17 protein-coding genes are annotated in these 21,604 nt (G+C 69.0%); all 17 read left to right on the top strand.

The genetic code is table 11. From position 1 onward, the window contains the following. Positions 1 to 13 precede the first annotated feature (13 nt). The 17 genes from fliG (at position 14) to AB9O74_RS17960 (ending at position 21,556) form a co-directional block, all read left to right on the top strand. Positions 14 to 1,000 carry a flagellar motor switch protein FliG gene (gene fliG / locus AB9O74_RS18040; protein WP_176989152.1) on the top strand — a complete coding sequence of 329 codons (987 nt, stop codon included), beginning with the start codon at positions 14 to 16 and terminating at the stop codon, positions 998 to 1,000. Then, positions 997 to 1,632 (top strand): FliH/SctL family protein, encoded by a 636-nt coding sequence (locus AB9O74_RS18035; RefSeq protein ID WP_176989032.1) that lies wholly within the window; start codon positions 997 to 999, stop codon positions 1,630 to 1,632. The genes fliG and AB9O74_RS18035 overlap by 4 nt, the downstream gene beginning before the upstream one ends. Continuing rightward, positions 1,629 to 3,008 (top strand): FliI/YscN family ATPase, encoded by a 1,380-nt coding sequence (locus AB9O74_RS18030; RefSeq protein ID WP_179458998.1) that lies wholly within the window; start codon positions 1,629 to 1,631, stop codon positions 3,006 to 3,008. The genes AB9O74_RS18035 and AB9O74_RS18030 overlap by 4 nt, the downstream gene beginning before the upstream one ends. 3 nt (positions 3,009 to 3,011) lie before the next feature. Further along, the gene (gene fliJ / locus AB9O74_RS18025; RefSeq protein WP_176989034.1) at positions 3,012 to 3,470 is read left to right on the top strand and encodes a flagellar export protein FliJ; all 459 of its coding nucleotides are present in this window, start codon (positions 3,012 to 3,014) and stop codon (positions 3,468 to 3,470) included. Next, the gene (locus AB9O74_RS18020; protein WP_369350130.1) at positions 3,470 to 4,624 is read left to right on the top strand and encodes a flagellar hook-length control protein FliK; all 1,155 of its coding nucleotides are present in this window, start codon (positions 3,470 to 3,472) and stop codon (positions 4,622 to 4,624) included. The genes fliJ and AB9O74_RS18020 overlap by 1 nt, the downstream gene beginning before the upstream one ends. Positions 4,625 to 4,827: 203 nt before the next feature. Next, complete coding sequence (gene fliL / locus AB9O74_RS18015) at positions 4,828 to 5,346, top strand: flagellar basal body-associated FliL family protein (protein ID WP_176989035.1); 519 nt, start codon at positions 4,828 to 4,830, stop codon at positions 5,344 to 5,346. A gap of 8 nt (positions 5,347 to 5,354) precedes the next feature. Then, on the top strand, positions 5,355 to 6,362 hold the full coding sequence (gene fliM, locus AB9O74_RS18010; RefSeq protein ID WP_176989036.1) for a flagellar motor switch protein FliM: 1,008 nt from the start codon (positions 5,355 to 5,357) through the stop codon (positions 6,360 to 6,362). Next, the gene (gene fliN, locus AB9O74_RS18005; RefSeq protein ID WP_176989037.1) at positions 6,359 to 6,712 is read left to right on the top strand and encodes a flagellar motor switch protein FliN; all 354 of its coding nucleotides are present in this window, start codon (positions 6,359 to 6,361) and stop codon (positions 6,710 to 6,712) included. Before fliM ends, fliN begins: the two co-directional genes overlap by 4 nt. Next, positions 6,709 to 7,110, top strand: coding sequence for a flagellar biosynthetic protein FliO (gene fliO / locus AB9O74_RS18000; protein ID WP_369350122.1), 402 nt, complete (start codon positions 6,709 to 6,711; stop codon positions 7,108 to 7,110). Before fliN ends, fliO begins: the two co-directional genes overlap by 4 nt. Before the next feature lie 2 nt (positions 7,111 to 7,112). Beyond that, positions 7,113 to 7,895, top strand: coding sequence for a flagellar type III secretion system pore protein FliP (gene fliP, locus AB9O74_RS17995; RefSeq protein WP_369350121.1), 783 nt, complete (start codon positions 7,113 to 7,115; stop codon positions 7,893 to 7,895). Positions 7,896 to 7,934: 39 nt separating this feature from the next. Beyond that, entirely contained in the window at positions 7,935 to 8,204 is a 270-nt protein-coding gene (locus tag AB9O74_RS17990) for a flagellar biosynthetic protein FliQ (protein WP_019184809.1), read from the top strand. An 11-nt stretch (positions 8,205 to 8,215) separates the two neighbouring features. Next, positions 8,216 to 9,007, top strand: coding sequence for a flagellar biosynthetic protein FliR (gene fliR / locus AB9O74_RS17985; RefSeq protein ID WP_176989039.1), 792 nt, complete (start codon positions 8,216 to 8,218; stop codon positions 9,005 to 9,007). 178 nt (positions 9,008 to 9,185) lie between these two features. Then, positions 9,186 to 11,330: a putative bifunctional diguanylate cyclase/phosphodiesterase gene (locus AB9O74_RS17980; protein ID WP_369350120.1), complete on the top strand. Its 2,145-nt coding sequence runs from the start codon at positions 9,186 to 9,188 to the stop codon at positions 11,328 to 11,330. A gap of 69 nt (positions 11,331 to 11,399) precedes the next feature. Continuing rightward, positions 11,400 to 13,232, top strand: coding sequence for an AAA family ATPase (locus AB9O74_RS17975; protein WP_369350119.1), 1,833 nt, complete (start codon positions 11,400 to 11,402; stop codon positions 13,230 to 13,232). Then, positions 13,229 to 13,888: a 4Fe-4S cluster-binding domain-containing protein gene (locus AB9O74_RS17970; protein WP_369350118.1), complete on the top strand. Its 660-nt coding sequence runs from the start codon at positions 13,229 to 13,231 to the stop codon at positions 13,886 to 13,888. Before AB9O74_RS17975 ends, AB9O74_RS17970 begins: the two co-directional genes overlap by 4 nt. Positions 13,889 to 13,892: 4 nt before the next feature. Further along, positions 13,893 to 20,198, top strand: a complete 6,306-nt coding sequence (locus AB9O74_RS17965) for an AAA domain-containing protein (protein WP_369350117.1) — start codon at positions 13,893 to 13,895, stop codon at positions 20,196 to 20,198. Then, positions 20,195 to 21,556 carry a hypothetical protein gene (locus AB9O74_RS17960; RefSeq protein WP_369350116.1) on the top strand — a complete coding sequence of 454 codons (1,362 nt, stop codon included), beginning with the start codon at positions 20,195 to 20,197 and terminating at the stop codon, positions 21,554 to 21,556. The genes AB9O74_RS17965 and AB9O74_RS17960 overlap by 4 nt, the downstream gene beginning before the upstream one ends. Positions 21,557 to 21,604 lie beyond the last annotated feature (48 nt).

The raw sequence follows: 21,604 nt of genomic DNA, 5'->3' as shown, positions 1-21,604 counted from the left end.
TGCACCTCCCCCGCTGACCGGCGTGCAGCGCGCCGCCGTGCTGCTGCTTTCGCTGGGCGAACTGGACGCGGCCGAAGTGCTGCGCCACATGGAACCCAAGGAGGTGCAGAAGATCGGCATCGCCATGGCGACCATGACCGACATCACCCGCGAGCAGGTCGAGCGGGTCATGGACCAGTTCGGCAGCGAGCTGGGCTCCAAGACCTCGCTGGGCGTCGGTTCGGACGATTACATCCGCAACATGCTGGTGCAGGCCCTGGGTACCGAAAAAGCCGGCAGCCTGATCGACCGCATCCTGCTCGGCCGCAACACCACCGGCCTGGATGCCCTGAAGTGGATGGATCCGCGCGCCGTCGCCGATCTGGTCCGCAACGAGCACCCGCAGATCATCGCCATCGTCATGGCCCACCTGGAAACCGACCAGGCCGCCGATGCGCTCAAGCTGCTGCCCGAGCGCACCCGGGTGGACGTGCTGCTGCGCATCGCGACCCTGGATGGCATCCCGCCGAACGCACTCAATGAACTCAACGAGATCATGGAGCGCCAGTTCGCCGGCAACCAGAACCTGAAGTCGTCCAATATCGGTGGCGTGCAGTGCGCGGCCAACATCCTGAACTTCATGGACAGCGGCCAGGACCAGGCGATCCTGGGCGAGATCGCGCGCATCGACGCCCCGCTCAGTGGCCGCATCCAGGACCTGATGTTCGTGTTCGACGATCTGGTCGACCTGGACGATCGCGAACTGCAGCTGGTGCTGCGCGAAGTCAGCGGCGAACGCCTCGGCCTGGCCCTGCGCGGTGCCGACATCAAGGTGCGCGACAAGATCACCCGCAACATGTCCCAGCGTGCAGCTGAAATCCTGCTGGAAGACATGGAAGCCCGTGGCCCGGTGCGCCTGTCCGACGTGGAAGTGGCGCAGCGCGAGATTCTGGCGATCGTCAAGCGCATGGCCGATGAAGGCACCGTCACCATTGGTGGCAACGCGGAGGCGATGCTGTGAACAACGCCGTGCGCTGGCTTGCCCCGGACCTGCTGGCGGTGCCCGAGCCGCCACCGGAAGAACAGTTCGAACTCACCGAACCGGATCTGGAGTTCGAGCCGGAGCCGTTGCTGCAGCTGCCGACCCTGGAGGAAATCCAGGCGATCCAGGACAACGCCGAGAAAGACGGCTTCGACCAGGGCCACGCCGAGGGGCTGGCCCAGGGCCAGGCCGAAGTGCGCCGCCTGATCGCGCAGATCGAAGGCATCCTCGACAACTTCAGCCGGCCGCTGGTGCGGCTGGAGAATGAAGTGGTCGCCGCGCTCGGCGAGCTGGCGGTGCGCGTGGCCGGCAACCTGGTCGGCCGTGCCTACGAAGCCGAACCGGAGCTGCTGGCACAGCTGGTCAACGAGGCCCTGGACGCCGTGGGCGGTGCAAGCCGCGACGTGGAAGTCCGTCTGCACCCCGACGACATCGCCGCACTGGCCCCGGTGCTCAACCTGGCCCCGAACCAGCGCCTGACGCCGGATCTGAGCCTGAGCCGCGGCGACCTGCGCGTGCACGCCGAAGCCGTGCGCATCGACGGCACGCTGGATGCACGCCTGCGCGGCGCCCTGGATGCGGTCATCCGCAAAGCCGGAACCACCCCATGAATACCGAGCCCCTGCCCCCGCCCGCCGACTGGACCGCCGCACGCAACCTGCGGCTGGCCTCGCGGCTGGACAACATCCGTCCGGACACCGCCCATGGCCGTGGCCTGATCCGCGAAGGCGTGCTGCGCCGCGCGGTCGGCCTGACGCTGGAAGCGGTCGGCTGCGAAGCGCCCATGGGCGCCAGCTGCAAGGTCGAAGTGGCCGATGGGGGCTGGGTCGATGCCGAAGTGGTCGGCTTCGCCGGTGAACGTACTTACCTGATGCCCAGCGCGGAACTGCATGGCCTGCTGCCCAATGCGCGGGTTGTGCCTTCGCTCGGCCGCGGTGGCGTGGAGGTGGGCGAAGGCCTGCTGGGCCGCGTGATCGACAGCGACGGCGTGCCGCTGGATGGCAAGGGCCCGATCCGCGCGGAAGGCACGGTCGGCATGGCCGGCGTATCGATCAACCCGCTGGCGCGCGAGCCGATCACCCAGCCGCTGGACGTCGGCGTGCGCGCGATCAACGCGCTGCTGCCGATTGGTCGTGGCCAGCGTGTCGGCCTGTTCGCCGGCTCCGGCGTGGGTAAATCGACGCTGCTGGGCATGATGACCCGCTACACCGCCGCCGACGTCATCGTGGTCGGCCTGATCGGTGAACGTGGCCGCGAAGTGCGTGATTTCGTGGAAAGCACGCTCGGTGAAGAAGGCCTGCGCCGCGCGGTGGTGGTGGCCAGCCCGGCCGACCGCCCGCCGCTGGCCCGCCTGCATGGCGCCTACCGCGCCACCGCGATCGCCGAGTGGTTCCGCGACCAGGGCCTGAACGTCCTGCTGCTGATGGACTCGTTGACCCGCTTCGCGCAGGCCCAGCGTGAAATCGGTCTGTCGGTCGGCGAGCCGCCGACCACCCGCGGCTATCCGCCGTCGGTGTTCGCCAAGCTGCCTGCGCTGGTCGAACGCGCCGGCAATGGCGCGAAGGGCCGCGGCTCGATCACCGCCTTCTACACCGTGCTGACCGAAGGCGACGATCCGCAGGATCCGATCGCCGATGCCGCACGCGCCATTCTCGACGGCCACATCCTGCTCTCGCGCCGCGTCGCCGACAGCGGCCTGTACCCGGCCATCGACGTGGAATCCTCGGTCAGCCGCGTGGTCACGGAAATCGCCGACGAACCGTGGCGCCTGCGCATCCGCAAGCTCAAGCGGCTGGTCTCGGCGTACTCGTCCAACCGCGACCTGATCGCGATCGGTGCCTACCAGCGCGGCAACGACCCGGCGACCGACGAAGCGCTGGAGCGCTGGTCGGACATTGTTGAATTCCTCGGCCAGGACGTCGGCAAAGCCGCCGACCTGCCGCACAGTCAAGCCGCCCTCAAGCGGCTGGTGGAACCAGAGACTTAAGCCATGATCCAATCCAAGCGCTTCGACCCCTTGCTGAAACGAGCCCAGGACCACGAAGACGAGGTCGCCCGCGACCTGGCCGAGCGCCAGCGCGCGCTCGACACGCATGTGTCGCGCCTGGATGAGCTGCACCGCTACGCCGAGGAGTACGCCGGCGCACAGATGTCGGCCACCAGCCCGGCTCAGCTGATGAACCGACGCGCGTTCCTGGATCGCCTGGACAGCGCGGTCGCCCAGCAGCGGCAGACCGTGGACAACAACCGCGAGAAGGTCGATGCCGAGCGGGCCCGCCTGTTGCTGGCCAGCCGCGACAAGCAGGTGCTGGAACAGCTGGCCGCCAGTTACCGCGCGCAGGAAAAGGTGGTCACCGACCGCCGCGACCAGCGCGAGATGGACGACCTCGGGGCCCGGCGCTCGCGCCAGGCGCAGCGCGAAGACAGCGAGAACGGAGGCACCCCGTGATGCCCCCCGCCCTGCTCGGCGGCGCCGCATCCGCACAGAGTGCGGGCGGCACCTCGGCCAGCCCCCGCGCGGACAGCGCCAGCGGCAGCGACCGTCGGGACTTTGACGCGCTGCTCAAGCCGGGCAATGAGGCACCGCGCAACGACACGCCACGCAGGTCGGGCAGCAGCCGCGATGCGGCCAAGAGCACCACCGCCACCACTGCGCCCGGTCAGGACAAGGACGCAACGACGCGCCCCGCCAAGCCCGGCGCCAAGAAGGCGGACGACCTGGTCGCCGCCACCGATGCCACGGGCAAAGCACCGGCCACGCCGGAGAAGCCGGCCGCCGAACCGGCCGACGACACCGAAGCCGCCTGGCCGCCGCTGGGGCTGGCCGGGCTGGCATTGAACGGGCTGCCGGTGCCGGCGCCCACGCCGGCCCCCCCCGTGGCGACCGGTGCCGCCGCGGGCCCCAATGCGGCGCTGCCGGCCTTGGCGACTGCAGCCCCGGAGGCGAACGCCACCCCGCCGGCGCTGGCCGCCGCGCCGTCCACCGACGGCAGCATCGCACTGCCCGCGTTGGCCGCCGATGCCGCGCCAGCCGACGATGCCCTGCTGCTGAAGACCTTCACGGACGCCTTGAACGCGGCCACCAACGACGGCCCCGATGCCCCCGCCAGTCCGTTGCTTCATGCGCTGCAGGGCATGACCGAGGCCAAGCCGGTGGTCGCCAGCCTGTTCACCGGCTCCCCCACCGCCACCCCGCATCTGGGCGGCGAAGACTTTGACGATGCCGTCGGCGCACGCGTCGGTTGGCTGGCGGACCAGAAGATCGGCCACGCGCATATCAAGATCACCCCGAACGACCTGGGGCCCATCGAAGTGCGGCTGCAGCTGGACGGCGACAAGGTGCATGCCACCTTCACCAGCGCCCACGCCGATGTGCGTCACGCGCTGGAAAGCAGCCTGCCGCGCCTGCGTGAGCTGCTCGGCGAACAGGGCTTCCAGCTCGGCAATGCCGACGTGGGCCAGCAGCAGACCGCACCCGACGGCGGACGTGGCGATGGCAGCGGCGGCCTGACCGGCGACGACGGAGAACCGGCGCTGGCCGACACCACCCTGTCCCCGTCCCAGCTGATCCGACAGCGCGGCCTGGTCGACGCCTACGCGTGATCGCGTAGCGGTGCAGCCACGCATGGCGCGGCTGGCGCCACCGGTAGAGCCACGCCATGCGTGGCTGCCCTTGGTTCCGGCGAGGCAAACGTCCGCCCCTGTGTTGCGTGCCTACCCCCGCCAGAAACCCGACGCACGCCATCTCCAGCATTCAGGCACGCGTTTTGCATGTAGGCAGGAAGCAATCCTCTGGAGCTTCCCCCGTGGCCGCAGCCGCCGATAAAACCAAGAAATCCGCCGACAAGGACAAGACCGCCAAGCCGCGCAGTCCGCTCCTGGTCACCGCCCTGGTCGCGGTGCTCGCCGCCGGCGCCGCCGGTGGCGGCGTCTGGTACTTCACCCAGTCCAAGCACGACGACAAGGCCGCCAAGCCGGCCACCAGCAAATCCGCCGTGCCTGCCCCGGCGCAGTACTTCGGCCTGGAACCACCGTTCGTGGTCAACCTCAATAGCAGCTTCGACGGCCCGCGCTACCTGCAGGTCGAAGTGCAGCTGATGAGCCGAGACCCGGCCGCGATGGAAGCGATCAAGCTGCATGCGCCGGCCATCCGCGCCAAGCTGCTGATGCTGTTCTCGCAGGTCGAACCGACCGACATCGCCGACCGCGCCGGCAAAGAGCGCCTGCAGGCCAGTTCCCTGGCCGAAGTGCAGAAGCTGCTCAAGGCCGAGACCGGCAAGCCCGGTGCCGACGAATTGCTGTTCACCAGTTTCGTGACCCAGTAAGGGCGACCATGAATGACCTGCTTTCCCAGGACGAGATCGATGCCCTGCTGCATGGCGTGGACTCCGGTGCGGTCGAGACCGACATCGATGCGCCCACGCCCGGCGAGGCGCGCTCGTACGATTTCGCCAGCCAGGACCGCATCATCCGCGGTCGCATGCCGACCCTGGAAATGGTCAACGAGCGCTTCGCGCGCCTGTGGCGCATCGGCCTGTTCAACCTGATCCGGCGCTCGGCCGAACTCTCCGTGCGTGGCATCGAGCTGATCAAGTTCAACGACTACATGCACTCGCTGTACGTGCCGACCAACCTCAACCTGATCCGCTTCAAGCCGCTGCGCGGCACCGGGCTGATCGTGTTCGAGCCGACGCTGGTGTTCGCGATCGTGGACAACTTCTTCGGCGGTGATGGGCGCTACCCGACCCGCATCGAAGGCCGCGAGTTCACCGCCACCGAAATGCGCGTCATCCACCTGCTGCTCAAGCAGACCTTCGCCGACCTGCAGGAAGCCTGGGCGCCGGTGATGGACGTGGAGCTGGAGTACATCAACTCCGAGATCAACCCGCACTTCGCCAACATCGTGACGCCGCGCGAGTACGTGGTGGTCTGCCGCCTGCACGTCGAACTCGACGGCGGTGGCGGCGACATCCACGTCACCCTGCCCTACTCGATGCTCGAGCCGATCCGCGAGCTGCTCGATGCCGGCATCCAGAGCGATCGCAACGACCGCGACGCCAGCTGGGGCGTGATGCTGCGCGAACAGCTCAACATCGCCGAAGTCACGCTCTCCAGCGTACTGGCCAGCAAGCGCATGACCCTGCGTGAACTGACCGGCCTCAAGGTCGGCGACATCCTGTCGATCGACATGCCGGCGCAGGTGCCGTTGTGCGTGGAGAACATCCCGGTGTTCACCGGCGAGTTCGGCATCGCCAACGGGTGCAACGCCGTCAAGATCACCGCCACCCATCCCCCGGGCACCCGCCCACGCGTTCCCGTACTCCAGGAAGTCTCGAAATGAACGATATCGAATCCAACGAACCGCTGTCCCCGGTGGAACCGACGCCAGCGCAGTTCACCACGCTGCAGTCCGATGAGAACCTCGGTCCCGAGCTGAACCTGGATGTGATCCTGGATGTACCGGTGACCCTGTCGCTGGAAGTCGGCCGCGCCCGCCTGCCGATCCGCAACCTGCTGCAGCTCAACCAGGGTTCGGTGGTGGAGCTGGAACGCGGTGCCGGCGAATCGCTGGACGTGTTCGTCAACGGCACCCTGATCGCCCATGGCGAGGTGGTGGTGATCAACGACCGCTTCGGCGTGCGCCTGACCGACGTGGTCAGCCCGAGCGAACGGATCCGGAGACTGCGTTGAGTGCCGGGCTGCTGATCGCGGTCGGCGCCTCGACGGTCAAGGTCGGCCAGCATGCCGCCGCCGCACCGGGCATGTTCGGTGCGGTGCTGGCGCTGCTGGGCGTGCTGGCACTGATCGTCGGCCTCGGCTGGCTGCTCAAGCGCATGCCCGGCAGCGGCTTCCGCCCGGCCGAAGGCCTGCGCGTGGTCGCCAGCCTGACCGTCGGCGCCAAGGAGCGCGTGGTGGTGGTCGAGGTCAATGGCACCCAGCTGCTGCTGGGTGTCACCGCCGGCGGCATCAACACGCTGCATCAGCTGCCCGAACCGCTGCCGACCCCGCCGCCGGCGCGCCTTCCCGATTTCAAACACCTCCCGAATTTCGCCCAGCTGCTGCAACAGCGGCTGCGCAAGGAATCCTGATCATGCGTGGCCCCCGTACCTCCTGGACCCGTTACCTGCCGCTGTTGCTGCCCGCCCTGCTGTGCGCGCTGCCGGCCCTGGCCTGGGCTGCGCCCGGCGTGCCGGGCGTACCGGCGCTGCCGGATGTGAATGTCGGCAAGATCGGCGGCCAGCCGGTCAGCCTGCCGCTGCAGACACTGCTGCTGATGACGGCGATCACCCTGATCCCGTCGATGCTGCTGGTGCTGACCGCCTTCACCCGCATCATCATTGTGCTCGGCCTGCTGCGCCAGGCGCTGGGCACCGGCCAGACACCGTCCAACCAGGTGCTGCTCGGCCTGGCCCTGTTCCTCACCGCGATGGTGATGCTGCCGGTCTGGCAGAAGGCGTGGGGCAGCGGCATGGCGCCCTACCTCAACGGCGAGATCGATTTCCAGACCGCCTGGACGCTGACCACCCAGCCGCTGCGCGCCTTCATGCTGGCCCAGATCCGCGAGACGGACCTGATGACCTTCGCTGGCATGGCCGGGCATGGCACCTACTCCAGTCCGGATGCCATCCCGTTCCCGATCCTGGTCGCCTCGTTCGTCACCAGCGAGCTGAAGACCGCCTTCGAGATCGGCTTCCTGATCTTCATACCGTTCGTGATCATCGATCTGGTCGTGGCCAGCGTGCTGATGTCGATGGGCATGATGATGCTCTCGCCGATGCTGGTCTCCGCACCCTTCAAGATCCTGCTGTTCGTGCTGGTGGATGGCTGGGTCCTGGTGGTGGGCACCTTGGCCGCCAGCTTCAATGCGGTCTGACCGCCCCGCCCTGTTGATCGATACGGACCCGAGACTGACATGACGCCCGAACTTGCCCTGACCGAACTGCGTGGTGGCCTGATCACCGTGCTGTGGGTCGCCGGCCCGCTGCTGCTCACCGTGCTGATCGTCGGCGTGGTGGTCGGCGTGGTCCAGGCCGCGACCCAGCTCAACGAACCCACCATTGCCTTCGTGGCCAAGGCGGCTGCCCTGACCGTGGTGTTGTTCGCGCTGGGCAGCCTGTTGATCGGCCACCTGGTCGAATACACCACGCTGCTGTTCCAGCGCATTCCCCACCTGATCGGCTGAGGCCCGCCGCCGTGGATTCCGCGACCCAGATGGCAGCCGATGGCCTGCAGGCCTTCGGCATGATCGGCACGATCCTGTGGACCATGCTGCGCATCGGCGCGATGCTGATGGCCATGCCGCTGATCGGCACCCGCGCGGTGCCGTCGCGGATCCGCGTGCTGCTGGCCGGTGCGCTGGCGATCGCGCTGTCGCCGATGCTGCCGCCGGTGCCGGAATGGACCGGCTTCGATGCGGCCACGGTATTGACCGTCGCCCGCGAGCTGGCGATCGGCGTCTCGATCGGATTCGTACTGCGGCTGGTATTCGAAGCCGGCGCGATGGCCGGCGAGCTGGTGGCCCAGGGCACCGGCCTGGCGTTCGCGCAGATGAGCGATCCGCTGCGCGGTGGCAGCTCCGGCGTGATCGGACAGTGGTTCTACCTGCTGTTCGGCCTGCTGTTCTTCACCGTCAACGGGCACCTGGCGCTGATCTCGCTGCTGATGGACAGCTACAAAGCCTTGCCGATCGGCACCTCGCTGCCCGATCCACAGGCGTTCCTGAGCATTGCCCCGACCTTCCTGCTGCAGGTCTTCCGTGGCGCGCTCACTCTGGCGCTGCCGCTGACCGTGGCGATGCTGGCGATCAACCTGGCCTTCGGCGTGCTGGCCCGCGCGGCGCCGGCCTTGAATCCGATCCAGCTGGGCCTGCCGGTGGCGTTGCTGCTGGGGCTGTTCCTGCTGACGGTGCTGGCCGGCGAAATGGGCCCACCGGTGCAGCGCCTGTTCGATGCGGCGTTCGATGCCGCCGACAGCGTCAGCCGCTGACCCGGGACACGCCGGGACAACCACGCCAGCGCTCCGCGGCGCCGCGCACCTGCCCCTTGCGATGCCCCCCGGGCGTGGCGTTAGTCTTGGCTGAAGACGAGGCCTTCACCGGTACTCTGCGGTGATGGCGCCGCGTTCTGTCGTATCGCTCAGATGTTGACCAGGGAGAGCGTCATCCATGCTGATCGGCAGTTACACCCCGTGGTTGGTGGTCGTTTCGTTCCTGGTCGCCGTGCTGGCCTCGTTCACTGCGCTGGACATGGCCAGCCGGGTCACCACCGCGGCCACGCCCCGCACCACCTGGCTGTGGCTGGTGGGCGGCGGCTGCGCGATGGGGCTGGGCATCTGGTCCATGCACTTCATCGGGATGCTCGCCTTCCGGCTGCCGATCCCGCTCGGCTACGCGCTCGGCCTGACCACGGTCTCGCTGCTGGCCGCCATGGCGTCTTCGATCTTCGCCCTGTGGCTGGTATCGCAACCCACCCTGCCGCACGGCCGCCTCGCGCTCGGCGCCGTGCTCATGGGCAGCGGCATCGCCTCGATGCATTACCTGGGCATGGCCGCGCTGCACATGCAGCCCGGGATCGACTACCACGCCGGCTGGGTGGCGCTGTCGCTGGTGATCGCGGTGGTCGCTTCATGGACTGCGCTGTTCATCGCCTTCCGCCTGCGCAGCACGCACCGTCGGCTGCGCGACCGCGCCGCACCGGCGCTGGTTCTGGGTACCGCGATCGTGGGCATGCACTACACCGGCATGGCCGCGGCGCGCTTCCCGGCCGGCAGCATCTGCGGCGCAGCGGCCGGTGACGGCCTGCAGGCGCAATGGTTGGCACTGGTGGTACTGGTGCTGACCATCGCGATCCTGGCGGTGGTGTTGATCGTTTCCTGGCTCGACCAGCGCATGGAGGCGCAGCTGCTGCGGCTGCGCAACACCGACCTGAGCAGTTCGCTGGACGACGCCCACGCCGAGCTGACCCAGGCGGCACTGCACGATCCGCTGACCCGCCTGCCCAATCGCCGGCTGCTGCAGCAGCGCATCGAGCAATCGCTGGCCGAGGCCGAGCAGCGTGGCAGCCGCTTCGCGGTGATGTTCATGGATCTGGACGGCTTCAAGCAGGTCAACGACGCCTACGGCCATCAGACCGGCGACGCGCTGCTGGTGGCCGTCGCCGACCGCACCCGCAAACTGCTGCGGCCGGCGGACATGATGGCGCGGCTGGGCGGCGACGAGTTCGTGCTGGTGGTCCCGATCGAGAACGACGAAGACGTGGCGACACTGGCCAGCCGCATCATCCAGACCGTCGGCGGCGAGCCGCTGCTGCCGCGCCACGATCTGCAGGTGACCGCGAGCATCGGCATCGCGATCTGCCCGGACCATGCCGCCAGCGAACGCCAGCTGATGGCCTTCGCCGATGCGGCGATGTACCAGGCCAAGGAAGCCGGCCGCAACGCCTACGTGCTGTTTGCGGACTGGATGAATGACAGTGCCGAGCAGCAGTTCCAGCTGCTGGCCGACCTGCGTCGCGCGATCGGGACCGAACAGCTGTTCCTGCACTACCAGCCCAAGACCCGTGTGGCCGGGCAGTCGGTCAGCGGCGCCGAAGCGCTGATCCGCTGGCGGCATCCGCAGCAGGGGCTGATTCCACCGGACCGCTTCATCCGCCTGGCCGAGCGCAGCGGCGTGATCAACGAGATCGGGCGCTGGGCGCTGGATGAGGCCTGCCGCCAACTGCGTGTCTGGCACGACGCCGGGCATGACGGCTGGACGGTCTCGGTGAATCTCTCGCCGATCCAGTTCGCCTCGCCCAACCTGCTGCAGGAAGTCCGCGAGGCGCTGCAGACCCACCGCATCGAGCCACGCCGGCTGATCCTGGAGATCACCGAAAACACGGTGATGCGTGATACCGAGGCCAGCCTTACCCTGCTGCAGGCCATGGCCGCGCTGGGCGTGGGCATCTCCATCGACGACTTCGGCACCGGCTACTCCAGCCTGCTGTACCTCAAGCGCCTGCCGGCCACCGAGATCAAGATCGACCACGCCTTCGTGCGCGATCTGGAGAACAGCTCCGAGGACGTGGTGATCGTCTCGGCGATCGTGGCGCTGGGGCATGCACTGGACATGGACATCGTCGCCGAGGGAGTGGAGACGGTCGGCCAGCGGGCCTACCTGGAACGACTGGGCTGCGACTACCTGCAGGGGTATCTGCTGGGGTGTCCGGTGGACCCGGAACGCTTCATGCAGTTGCACGACCACCCGCGCCCGCGGGTGGAGATGGCCGCCGGATGGAAGGCGCAGGCACGGCCGGGCGCGGCGGCGGGCTAGCGGCACGCGCTGGAAATTGACGGCTGCGCGCAATACCCTGCCCATACCATGGGAATAGCAGGCAGCAGGATGTCACGGAAGAATGTGTTTGAAGGTCCGCGCTGGCAGCGCGATCTTGTTCGTTTCCTTCCCTTAAAGAGCCAGTTCGTGCTCTCCGGGAACATCCGCGACCTGCAGGCAGCCGAAGTGGCGCCGGGCACGGTAACCGCGCAGAGCTTCAACCAGACCCTGTGCAACATTCTGCTCGATCAAGGCTACGCGCAGGTGCTGGGCTGGGACCCGTTGGCCGGTTTCCGCGCCTTGGAACGCCCCGGCACCGATCCCGCCAGCGGCATCGCCCTGCTGCAATCGCTCGGACTGACCCCGGTGGACGGCGCCGCGCCCGCCGGTATCGACCTGCTCAGCGCCACGCTCCAACGGCTGGTCGTCCGCCAGGGCGAGCCGGTGGCATTGATCATCGATTTCGCTTCGCGCCTGGCGGTGCGCAGCGATGCCCTCAGCGCGGCCGAACACCAGCTGTTCACCCAGGCCCTGGTGCTCTCCCACCAGGCACGCAGCCGACCGGGCGGCGTGCAGCGCAAGCCGTTCTTCAACACGGTGCTCTGGGTGGTGGAGAAGGAAGGTGACCTGCCCGACTGGCTGCTGGTCGGCAACCCGCGCATCCGCCACGTTCCGGTGGCCAAGCCGGACCAGCTCACCCGGCGCGCGCTGGCCCCGGCCCTGCTCAAGGGACTGGCCGGTGCCCAGGACGCCAGCGCCGAGGCCACCGCGCAGGCGGTGGACGCATTCGTGCAGAGCACCGAGGGGCTGCTATTGCTGGACCTCAGTGCCATCGCACAGCTGGCCCGGGTCGAAGGCGTGGCGGTGGACCAGATCGGCGACGCCGTGCGCCGCTACAAGGTCGGCGTCACCGAAGACCCCTGGCTGCGTATCGACCGGCAGCGCATCCGCCTGGGCGATGCGTTCGTCCACCAGCGGGTCAAGGGCCAGCACCATGCGGTGACCCACATGCTGGACATCGTCAAGCGCGCCATGACCGGCGTGGGTGCAAGCCGCAAGGGCAACCGGCCGCGCGGCGTGGCATTCCTGGCTGGCCCGACCGGCGTGGGCAAGACCGAGCTGGCCAAAACCGTCACCAGCCTGCTGTTCGGCGACGAAAGCGCCTACATCCGGTTCGACATGTCCGAGTTCAGCGCCGAGCATGCCGACCAGCGGCTGATCGGCGCCCCGCCCGGCTACGTGGGCTACGACGTGGGCGGCGAACTGACCAACGCCATCCGCGAGAAACCGTTCAGCGTGGTCCTGTTCGATGAGATCGAGAAGGCCCATCCGCGCATCCTCGACAAGTTCCTGCAGATCCTCGACGACGGCGTGCTCACGTCCGGGCGTGGCGACCGCGTGTATTTCTCCGAAGCGCTGATCGTGTTCACCTCCAACCTGGGCATCTACCGCCAGGGCGAGCATGGCGAGCGCGTGGCGAATGTATTGCCCCGCGAGCCCTTCGAGCAGGTGCAGAGCAAGGTGCACGACGAAATCGACCGGCACTTCAAGCTGGTCCTGAACCGGCCGGAGATCCTCAACCGGATCGGCGAGAACATCATCGTGTTCGATTTCATCCGCGAGGAGGTCGCCGTGCAGATCTTCGACCAGATGGTCGACGCAACCCTGGCCGACCTGCAGGCCCAGCAGTTGCACGTGACCCTAGCCGCGCCGGCCCGCGATGCGTTGCGGTCGCTCTGCCTGAAGGACCTGTCCAACGGCGGGCGCGGCATCCGCAACCAACTCGAGGCGCACCTGCTCAACCCGCTGGCGCGTGCCCTGTTCGACCAGGACGCGCAGCCCGGCCAGCAGTTCACCATCGTTGCGGTGGATGCCAACGTCCTCAACCTGGCGCGCGGTTGAACCGTCCACTGCAGCTGTCACGCGTGCATTTCCCGGTGACCACGCTGGGGCCGGGGCAGCGCCTGGGCATCTGGTTCCAGGGCTGCAGCATCCGCTGCAGCGGCTGCATTTCAGCCGACACCTGGGGCCCGGGGCGCACGGTCGTCGACGTGGCCAGCCTGCTCGAGCAGGTGGCGCCGTGGCTGGCACAAGCCGACGGCATCACGATTTCCGGCGGCGAGCCGTTCGACCAGTTCGACGCGCTGCTGCAGATGCTGGTGGGGCTGCGCCAACGCACCGCCGCGGACATCCTGGTGTACAGCGGGCACCCGCTGGAAACGCTGCAGCCCATGCTGGACCAAGCGCGCGACCTGATCGACGCGGTGATCAGCGACCCCTACCTTGAACATGCAGCCCAGTCGCTGGCGCTGCGTGGCAGCGACAACCAGCGCCTCACCCTGCTCACCGCGCTCGGTCGGTCGCGCCTGGCCGGCCTGGAGCGCACCAGCACGCCGGCCGACAAGGCACTTGACCTGATGTTCGATGCCACCGGCACCGTCTGGATGGCCGGCATCCCCCGCCGCGGCGACCTGCTGCGCCTGCGCGAGCTGCTGCGCGCGCAGGGCCATCAGGTGCAGACCAGCGCACACACTTCATCGCGTCGTCCAGCCGAGTAAGTCCATGATTCGTTTTTGCCCCAATTGCCACACCGAACGCGCGTTGGCCGAGATGTTCTGCGAAGGCCTTGTTGACGCGCACGCGTGCGGCTGGGATCTGGCCGGCGAGCCGATCCACCCCGCTGGCTGGCGGCCACAGAGCGTGGTGACCCAGGCAGCGGTGCAGGCCTCGACGGTCGGCGCCGCCGCAGCTGACGTGCTCTGCGACAACGGCCACCCGATGACGCCCGGCGACCTGATGTGCCTGCACTGTGGCGCCAGCGCAGCGGACGCGACGGCGGCGGTGGCGGAGCTACCGCCCCCGGCCGCCGACAGCAGCGAAACGGTCATCGATGGCTGGCGCCTGCTGCGCCAGATCAGCAGCACCGACGGCGTGCGTGACCGCTACCAGGCCGAACACACCGCCACGGCGGTGCAGGCCGTGCTCACCCTGTACCGCCCCGGTGCCGAACCCGACCCGGCCATCTACGATGTGATCCGCCGCCTGCCCCGCGCGCACGTGCCGGAGATCATCGCCACCGGGCGCTGGGATGACCGCGCCTTTGAAGTCGTGGAAATGCTCACCGGTGGCACCCTGGCCGAGCTGGGCAACGTGATCGGCGACCGCGATGCGGTCCGGCATATCGTCAGCGAACTGGGGCAGGCGCTGCATGCGTTCAACGAAGCCGGGCTGCGCCACCGCGACCTGCGCCCGGCCAGCCTGCTGGTACGGGCCCGCACGCCGCTGGATCTCGTGATCAGCGGGTTCGGTTCGGCGCGGTTGTCCGAGTTCGACCTGGACATCGTCTCGCCCCTGGAGATCAGCCGCTACATGGCGCCCGAGGCGATCGCCGGTGGCGTGGCGGCGGCGTCGGACTGGTGGAGCCTGGGCATGATCCTGCTCGAACAGCTCACCGACGGCGCCTGCTTCGACGGCATCCATCCCAATGCGTTCCTGATCCACGTGCTGGCCAATGGTGTTCCGATCCCGGATACGCTGGACCCGGAGCTGGCGCTGCTGCTGCGTGGGCTGCTGGCCCGCGACCGCCACCAGCGCTGGCAATGGCCGCAGGTGGCCGACTGGCTGGCCGGCGTTGCCGTACCGGCGCCGCCGGCGGCGCAACACGCGCAGGATGAGGGCGACGGCGCCAGCCTGCCGCTGGGCACGCGCCGCTACCATCGCCCCGCGGTGTTCGCGCTGGCCGCCGCCCAGGCCGACGGCTGGGACCAGGCCCTGGACCACCTGCTGCGCGGGGGGATCGTCACCTGGGCCGAGCAGGTCGGCCTGCCCGCCACCCGCATCGCCGGGCTGCGCCAGATCGCGCGCCACGAAGGCATCGAAGACGATTTCCGGCTGATGCTGGCGTTGAAGGTGCTCAACCCGGAAATGCCGTTGATCCATCGTGGCGACATCGTCACGCCAGGCTGGTTGCTTGAGCACCCGCTGGAGGGCTACCGGCTGGTCAGCGGGTCGGTGCCGGACATGCTGGAACACCTGCAGACCGACAACTGGCTGTGTAGGCTCAAGCGGCGCGAGGAAAGCGTGCGCCAGCGCGCGCTGCACCAGCACATCGCCCTGGTCGAAGAATCCCTGCGTGTCTACCTGCTGTCCACCTCGCGAGCCAAGCTGGCCTCGCAATGGCAGGAACGCCAGCGCCTGCTACCCGACACCGCGCATCCCGGGCTGCTGTCGCTGGCCGAGCGCAGGGTGGTGGCCGAAGAAGACCTGATCGTGTTGCTGAGCGCGGAGATCGGCCAGTTCCGCAGCGCCGAGGCCATCCTCGCCGAGGCTGCCACGCTGGCCGCCAGCGCCGGTCTCGAGGCCTTCGACAACGACGCAGCCGCGGCCCTGCTGCTGCACCCGCGTACCGAGCTGTATCGCAGCGTGGACGCGCGCATCCTGGGCTTCGCCCGTTCCGGCCTGCCCGTAGTGGATGGCTGGGCCGAACAGTTCCGGCTGGAAAGGCGCATGCCGCTGGCGCGCGCCCTGGTGGTGCTGGCCGTGCCCGCCTGCCGCTGGCTGCAGCCACAGAAGCAGCAGTACGTCTCGCAGATCCTCGACTTCTTCGAAAAGAAGGTCGTCACCGCGGTGATGCGCGGGCCGCTGGTGCGCATGAGCATCGGCAAGGCCACCGCACGCGTGGACATGCACGACGTGGACAGCACTCGGCGCCCCGCCGCCGCACTGCTCGATCACCTGTTGCAGCGCAACGCGCGCGCCGTCCAGTTGGACCCCGAATCGTTCCAGCGCACCCCGCAACTGGAACCCCGCCTGATGGCCCTGGCACGGCAGAGCGCGCTGTACAAGCGCGACACCGGCATCGACGGGCTGTATCTGGGCTTTCCGTTCCTGCTCAGCCGCGATCCGCGCGGCACGTCACGCACCCGCATCATTCCGCTGCTGCTCTGGCCGGTCACGCTGCTGCTGGAACCGGGCACGCGCGGCCAGGTCGGGCTGGCCTTCGATGGCGAACGCGAGGAAGTGCGGCTCAACCCTGCCCTTGAAAGCGTGCTGGGCACCGAAACCTGCAAGCGCTGGCGCAGCACCGCCGACGAACTGCTGGGGCGCTCAGCGATCCGGGCCGCCGATGTGATGGATGCCTTCGGGATGCTGGCCACGATCCGCTCGCGCAGCCTGGTGGGCCTGCCCCCCAGCAGCGTGGAGGTGGCCCCTTACCAGGACGAACTGGACTGCGCCGCGGTGCTTTTCCATGTCACGTTCATGGGCCAGGCCATCGGCGAAGATCTGCGCCAGCTCAAGGTTCTGTCGCCGTCCGGCACCGGTCTTGAAACCGCGTTGCGGCTGGCACCGCCGACCGACGCCGACAGCCCCCCGCCGCCTGCCACGCCGGAGCTGCAGCGCTACTTCACCGTGGCCAGCGATCCCTCGCAGGAAGCGGCGGTGCTGCAAGCACGGCAGGGGCCGGGCCTGTTGATCGAAGGCCCACCCGGCACTGGCAAGAGCCAGACCATCGTGAACATGGTGGCCGACGCGATCGGCCGGCAACGCAGCCTGCTGATCGTCTGCCAGAAGCACGCGGCGTTGGAAGTGGTGCACAAGCGCCTGGTCGCCGAAGGGCTGGGCCAGCGCGTGGTTATGCTCAACGACGTCAACCGCGACCGCGAACCGGTCATCCGCAGCATCCGCGAGCAGCTCGACGCCCTGTTCACCGCCGGCGCCACGCAATCGGCCTGGCAGCAGCAGCGCCAGCAGGTGGCCGCGCGGATCGAGGCGCTGGAAGGCGAACTGGACCGCCACCAGCACAGCCTGCACCAGATCGACGACGCCACCGGGCTGAGCTACCGGCGCCTGCTCGGCGAACTGATCGCGCTGGACACCAGCACGCCCCCGCTGGTTCTGCCGGCCCTGCGCCAACGGCTGCTGGCACTGGACTTGCCCACCCTGGTGCAGCGCGAGGAAGCATGTGCGCCGTTGATCCGGTTGTGGCTGCCGGCCCGTTACGAAGGCAGCCCGCTGGTGCAGTTGCGTCCCTTCGCGGCCGACGCGGACACCCTCGCCGCATTCGTTGCCGCCCTGCAGGCCTTCACTGCGGCCGAACAGCACCGGCAGGCGATCCTGCTGGCACACCCGGCCAGCTTCGAGCTGGACGATCCCGCTCCGCACCAGGCGTGGAAGTCGGCGCACGTGGCGACCCTGCTCGGCCTGGACGACGCACAACGGATCCAGCTGGCGCGCTGGCTGCCGCTGTTCCGCACCGCACGCGCGGGCCAGCCAAGCCAGGGCGACATCGCGCTGGACCGGCTGCACCAGATCGAGCACGTCGTGGCGGCGCTTGACCTCCACGCCTTCTCCAGCAAGCTGTCACCGGCCCTTACCGGCGTCGACGAGCGCACGCTGGCGCAGCTGCAGCGCGACGCCACGCGCGTCCTGGGGGCACGCGGCCTGCTGGCCCGCCTCAACCCGCTGCACCTGCTGCGCCGGCGACGGGTGAACCGTGTCCTGCAGGAGCAGGCACACGCGACAGGCGAAGCGGGCGCCGCAGCACTGCTGGCCGCCGCGACGCTGGAAGCACGCTTGCGCCCGCTGCGCAACGAACTGGCCGGCCTGCACCAGCAGCTGGCGCTGGACCCGGTGGGCCAACAGACCGGCATGGCGCTGGGCCCGATGGCACGCGCCAGCGGGCGCCAACTGCTGGATGTACAGGCACTCGCCCAGGCGCTGGCGCAGTCGCCACGTCCCCAGCAGGCCGACGACGCTGCCCTGGCGGGCGACCGCGCGCACCTGGAGGCACTACTGCAGGACCTGGATGCCTCGCTGGCGCGGCATGCCGCCCGCCATGCCAGCGCGCAGCAGCTCGCCCTGCTGGCCGACTGGCTGGAGCAGACGCTGACCCACGCATTGGCCGCGGCCATCGCCAACAACCAGAGCAATGCGCAGGTGCTGCAACACCTGCAGGATGCCCTGCCCCATCTGGCCGCCTACCAGGCCTTCCGCGGGCGCGCCGGGCAGCTGTCGGCCGCAGACCTGGACCTGCTGGCATTGCTGCGCCAGCTGCAACCGCAGCTCGATACGCTTGCCAGCGACGCGCTGGAGCCGGCCGTGCGCCGCCTGCTGCATCGCGAAGCACGTCTGGGCTGGAAGCACCGCATGGAGCAGGCGATCCCGGCGCTGCAGTTCGGCCAGGATGAAACCCAGGCCAAGGTCGCCAGCCTGGCCGCTGCCGACCAGCAGATGCGCCGGCTCAACCGTCAGATGCTGGGCACCCACATCGACCTGCAGCAGTTGGGCAACCGCAAGCAGTGGGAAGACGTAACCCGGCTGACCGGGCGCCGTTCGCGCCGCCTGCGCGAGTTCATCGAGCTGGGCAGCGAACTGGGCCTGATGCACCTGCGCCCGATCTGGCTGATGAACCCGGACGTGGCCAGCCGCGTGCTGCCACTGCAGGCGGGGCTGTTCGACACCGTGATCTACGACGAAGCCTCGCAGATGCCGGTCGAGTTCGCCCTGCCCACGCTGTTCCGTGGCCGGGTCACGGTCGTCAGCGGGGATGAGAAGCAGATGCCGCCCACCGCCTTCTTCTCCAGCCGGGTGGAAAGCGATGAAGCCGAGGTCTTCGATGGCGACGAGCCCGATGCCGAGGTCGATGCCGAGCAGCGCGACGCCTTCGAGGAAACCTGGAACCGCCGCGAGATCAAGGATTGCCCGGACCTGCTGCAGCTGGCCCGCAATGCCCTGCCCAGCACCACGCTGCAGATCCACTACCGCTCGGCGTACCGCGAACTGATCGGCTTCTCCAACGCAGCCTTCTACGGCAACCGGCTCAACGTGCCGGTGCGCCATCCGCGCAGCAGCATCGCGCGGATCAAGCCACTGGAACTGATCCAGGTCGACGGTGTGTACCAGCACCAGAGCAACCCTGCCGAAGCGGCGCGGGTGGTGGAGTACCTCGCCCAGTTGTGGCAACACCCCTATGCCGCCCGCCCCTCGGTGGGCGTGGTCACCTTCAACCGCAAGCAGGCCGAGCTGATCGAAGAACACCTGGAGCAGCGCGCCGGGCAGGATGCCGCTTTCCGTGCCGCGTTCGCCGAGGAACGCGAGCGCAGCGAAGACGGCGAGGACATGGCGGTCTTCGTCAAGAACGTGGAGAACGTGCAGGGTGACGAGCGCGACATCATCGTGTTCTCCTCCACCTTCGGCCGCAACGCGCAGGGCACCTTCCGGCGCAACTTCGGCGTGCTCGGCCAGACCGGCGGCGAGCGCCGTCTCAACGTTGCCGTCACCCGCGCCCGGCAACGGGTAGTGATGATCACCTCGATGCCGATCGCCGACATCTCCGACCTGTTCAACACCCAGCGCGCCCCGGCCAGTCCGCGTGACTACCTGCAGGGTTACCTGGAGTACGCCCGCGCCCTGTGTGCCGGCGAATTCGACGGCAGCGCGCGGCTGCTGGATCGCCTGCAGACCGACCGCAGCGTGGCCAACCGCACCCACGCGGCGCCCGCCGACGGCTTCACGCAGATCGTCGGCGCCTACCTGCAGTCGCTGGGATGGGACGCCGCGGCCGCCAGTGAAGGCGACGCATTCGGGCTGGACTTCGCCATCGAACATCCCGACACCGGCAACTTCGCCATCGGCATCGAGTGCGACGCGCCCAGCCACCCGCTGCTGGCGCATGCCCGCGCCCGTGAAATCTGGCGGCCCTCGGTCCTGCGCCGGGCCATCGGCGGCATCCACCGGGTGTCCTCGCATGCCTGGTACCACGACGGCGAGGCCGAACGGGCACGGCTGCGCCTGGCCATCGACGCGGCCATGGCCCCCGCCCCGGTGCCGCCCCCGCCTGTCCCCGCACAACCGGAAGCCCTGCCATGAGTGGTCCCAAAGTCGTCCGCATCGTGACCGCCGAAGAACTGCTGGCCCTGCGTGAGGCGATGCTGCACCGGCTGGACCAGGCGGTGGCGCGCTGGCAGGCCCAGTGTGAGCGCGTGGGCGAGAGCGACGCATCGGTGGTGGCCGCGGTAATGGCACGCCGCCAGGCGCTGCAGGCGCTGTTGGCGGACAGCGACAACACGCGGTATGCGCTGCTGATCGAGGCCGAAACCGCCTTCCTGCAGGCCGACACCCGCGACCGCGAGGCGCGCGCCATCGACCGCGCTGCCGCAGGCCGCCAGCAGCAGCGGCGGCAGCGCGACAACGCCGCCGCCGTGCTCAACACCCTGCAGGACCGATCCGTTGATGCAGACGCCGGCCTGCTGCAGGCGCTGCGGGCATTGGCCGACGGCCACCCCGGTACTGACGCAGAGGCGGTTCTGGCCCGTGCCTTCGCGCTCCTGTCGCCGCCGGACGCGCAGGCAACGCTGAGCGATGACCAGCGCGCGTTGGCCGCCGCATTGCAGACCACCACACCCACCCCCACGCTGGCCGACTGGGCCGCCCGGCAGCCCGCCGACCCCGAGCGCGAGGCGCGCCTGCTGCGCGTGGACCGCCACATCGCCGAACTGCAGTTGCTGCAGGGTGCGGCAGTCGCTGTACCCTACCTGGAGGCGCTGCACAAGGCCGAGCAGGAAACCGCCCCGCAACGGCGCAACCTGCTGCTGGACAGCTTGGTACTGGACCTGGCCGCCGCCTCGGCCGCGTTCGCCCAGCGCCGCACGCAGCTGGAACGGCTGCAGGATGTGGCCAGCAGGCTGACTGCCGTGGACCCTACCGAGCATGCGCCGTTGCTGACCCGGGTGGCCGCCTGTAGTACCAACACCGCGCTGCCGCTGCTGACCGAGCTCACCCTGCAGTGCGACACCGCCCTTGCCGGCCACCAGCAGGCGCTGGCGGCAGTTTCCCGGCGCCAGGCCGTACTCGACGGGCTAGCCAGCCTCGGCTACGAGGTGCGCGAAGGCATGGCCACCGCATGGCAGGACACTGGCGCGGTGGTACTCAAGAAGGCGGCCACCCCTGGCTATGGCGTTGAAGTGGGCGGCCGTGCCGACGGCGGGCGCCTGCAGGTCCGGGCCGTGGCCCTGGCGACCGACCGCGACCGCCGTCGCGACCGCGACATCGAAACCCTGTGGTGCGGTGAGTTCGGCCGGCTGCAGGCGCTGTTGCACGGGCAAGGCACCGAGCTGGTGATCGAACGGGCCCTGGGCGCGGGTGAAGCGCCCTTGAAGGAGGCCATCGCCACCGCGACGCAGTCCGACCAGGTGCAGGTGTCGCAAGCGCGCAGCGGCCCGGCCTGACGTCTCGGAATGGTTCTTGCACGGACCCGGGTATCTCCTCCCGTATCG

The sequence above is a fragment of the Stenotrophomonas sp. JAG2 genome (genome assembly GCF_041080745.1).
Lineage (GTDB): Bacteria > Pseudomonadota > Gammaproteobacteria > Xanthomonadales > Xanthomonadaceae > Stenotrophomonas > Stenotrophomonas maltophilia_AA.
This window is presented reverse-complemented; position numbering and strand designations above follow the sequence as displayed.

What these genes read in the sequence shown, in the direction of transcription:
- fliM (WP_176989036.1), top strand. Translation starts at nt 5,355, where the DNA reads ATGAATGACCTGCTTTCCCAGGACGAGATCGATGCCCTGCTGCATGGC.
- AB9O74_RS17975 (WP_369350119.1), top strand. Translation starts at nt 11,400, where the DNA reads ATGTCACGGAAGAATGTGTTTGAAGGTCCGCGCTGGCAGCGCGATCTT.
- AB9O74_RS17960 (WP_369350116.1), top strand. Translation starts at nt 20,195, where the DNA reads ATGAGTGGTCCCAAAGTCGTCCGCATCGTGACCGCCGAAGAACTGCTG.
- AB9O74_RS17990 (WP_019184809.1), top strand. Translation starts at nt 7,935, where the DNA reads ATGACGCCCGAACTTGCCCTGACCGAACTGCGTGGTGGCCTGATCACC.
- AB9O74_RS18030 (WP_179458998.1), top strand. Translation starts at nt 1,629, where the DNA reads ATGAATACCGAGCCCCTGCCCCCGCCCGCCGACTGGACCGCCGCACGC.
- AB9O74_RS18020 (WP_369350130.1), top strand. Translation starts at nt 3,470, where the DNA reads ATGCCCCCCGCCCTGCTCGGCGGCGCCGCATCCGCACAGAGTGCGGGC.
- fliP (WP_369350121.1), top strand. Translation starts at nt 7,113, where the DNA reads ATGCGTGGCCCCCGTACCTCCTGGACCCGTTACCTGCCGCTGTTGCTG.
- fliN (WP_176989037.1), top strand. Translation starts at nt 6,359, where the DNA reads ATGAACGATATCGAATCCAACGAACCGCTGTCCCCGGTGGAACCGACG.
- fliJ (WP_176989034.1), top strand. Translation starts at nt 3,012, where the DNA reads ATGATCCAATCCAAGCGCTTCGACCCCTTGCTGAAACGAGCCCAGGAC.
- AB9O74_RS17965 (WP_369350117.1), top strand. Translation starts at nt 13,893, where the DNA reads ATGATTCGTTTTTGCCCCAATTGCCACACCGAACGCGCGTTGGCCGAG.
- AB9O74_RS17980 (WP_369350120.1), top strand. Translation starts at nt 9,186, where the DNA reads ATGCTGATCGGCAGTTACACCCCGTGGTTGGTGGTCGTTTCGTTCCTG.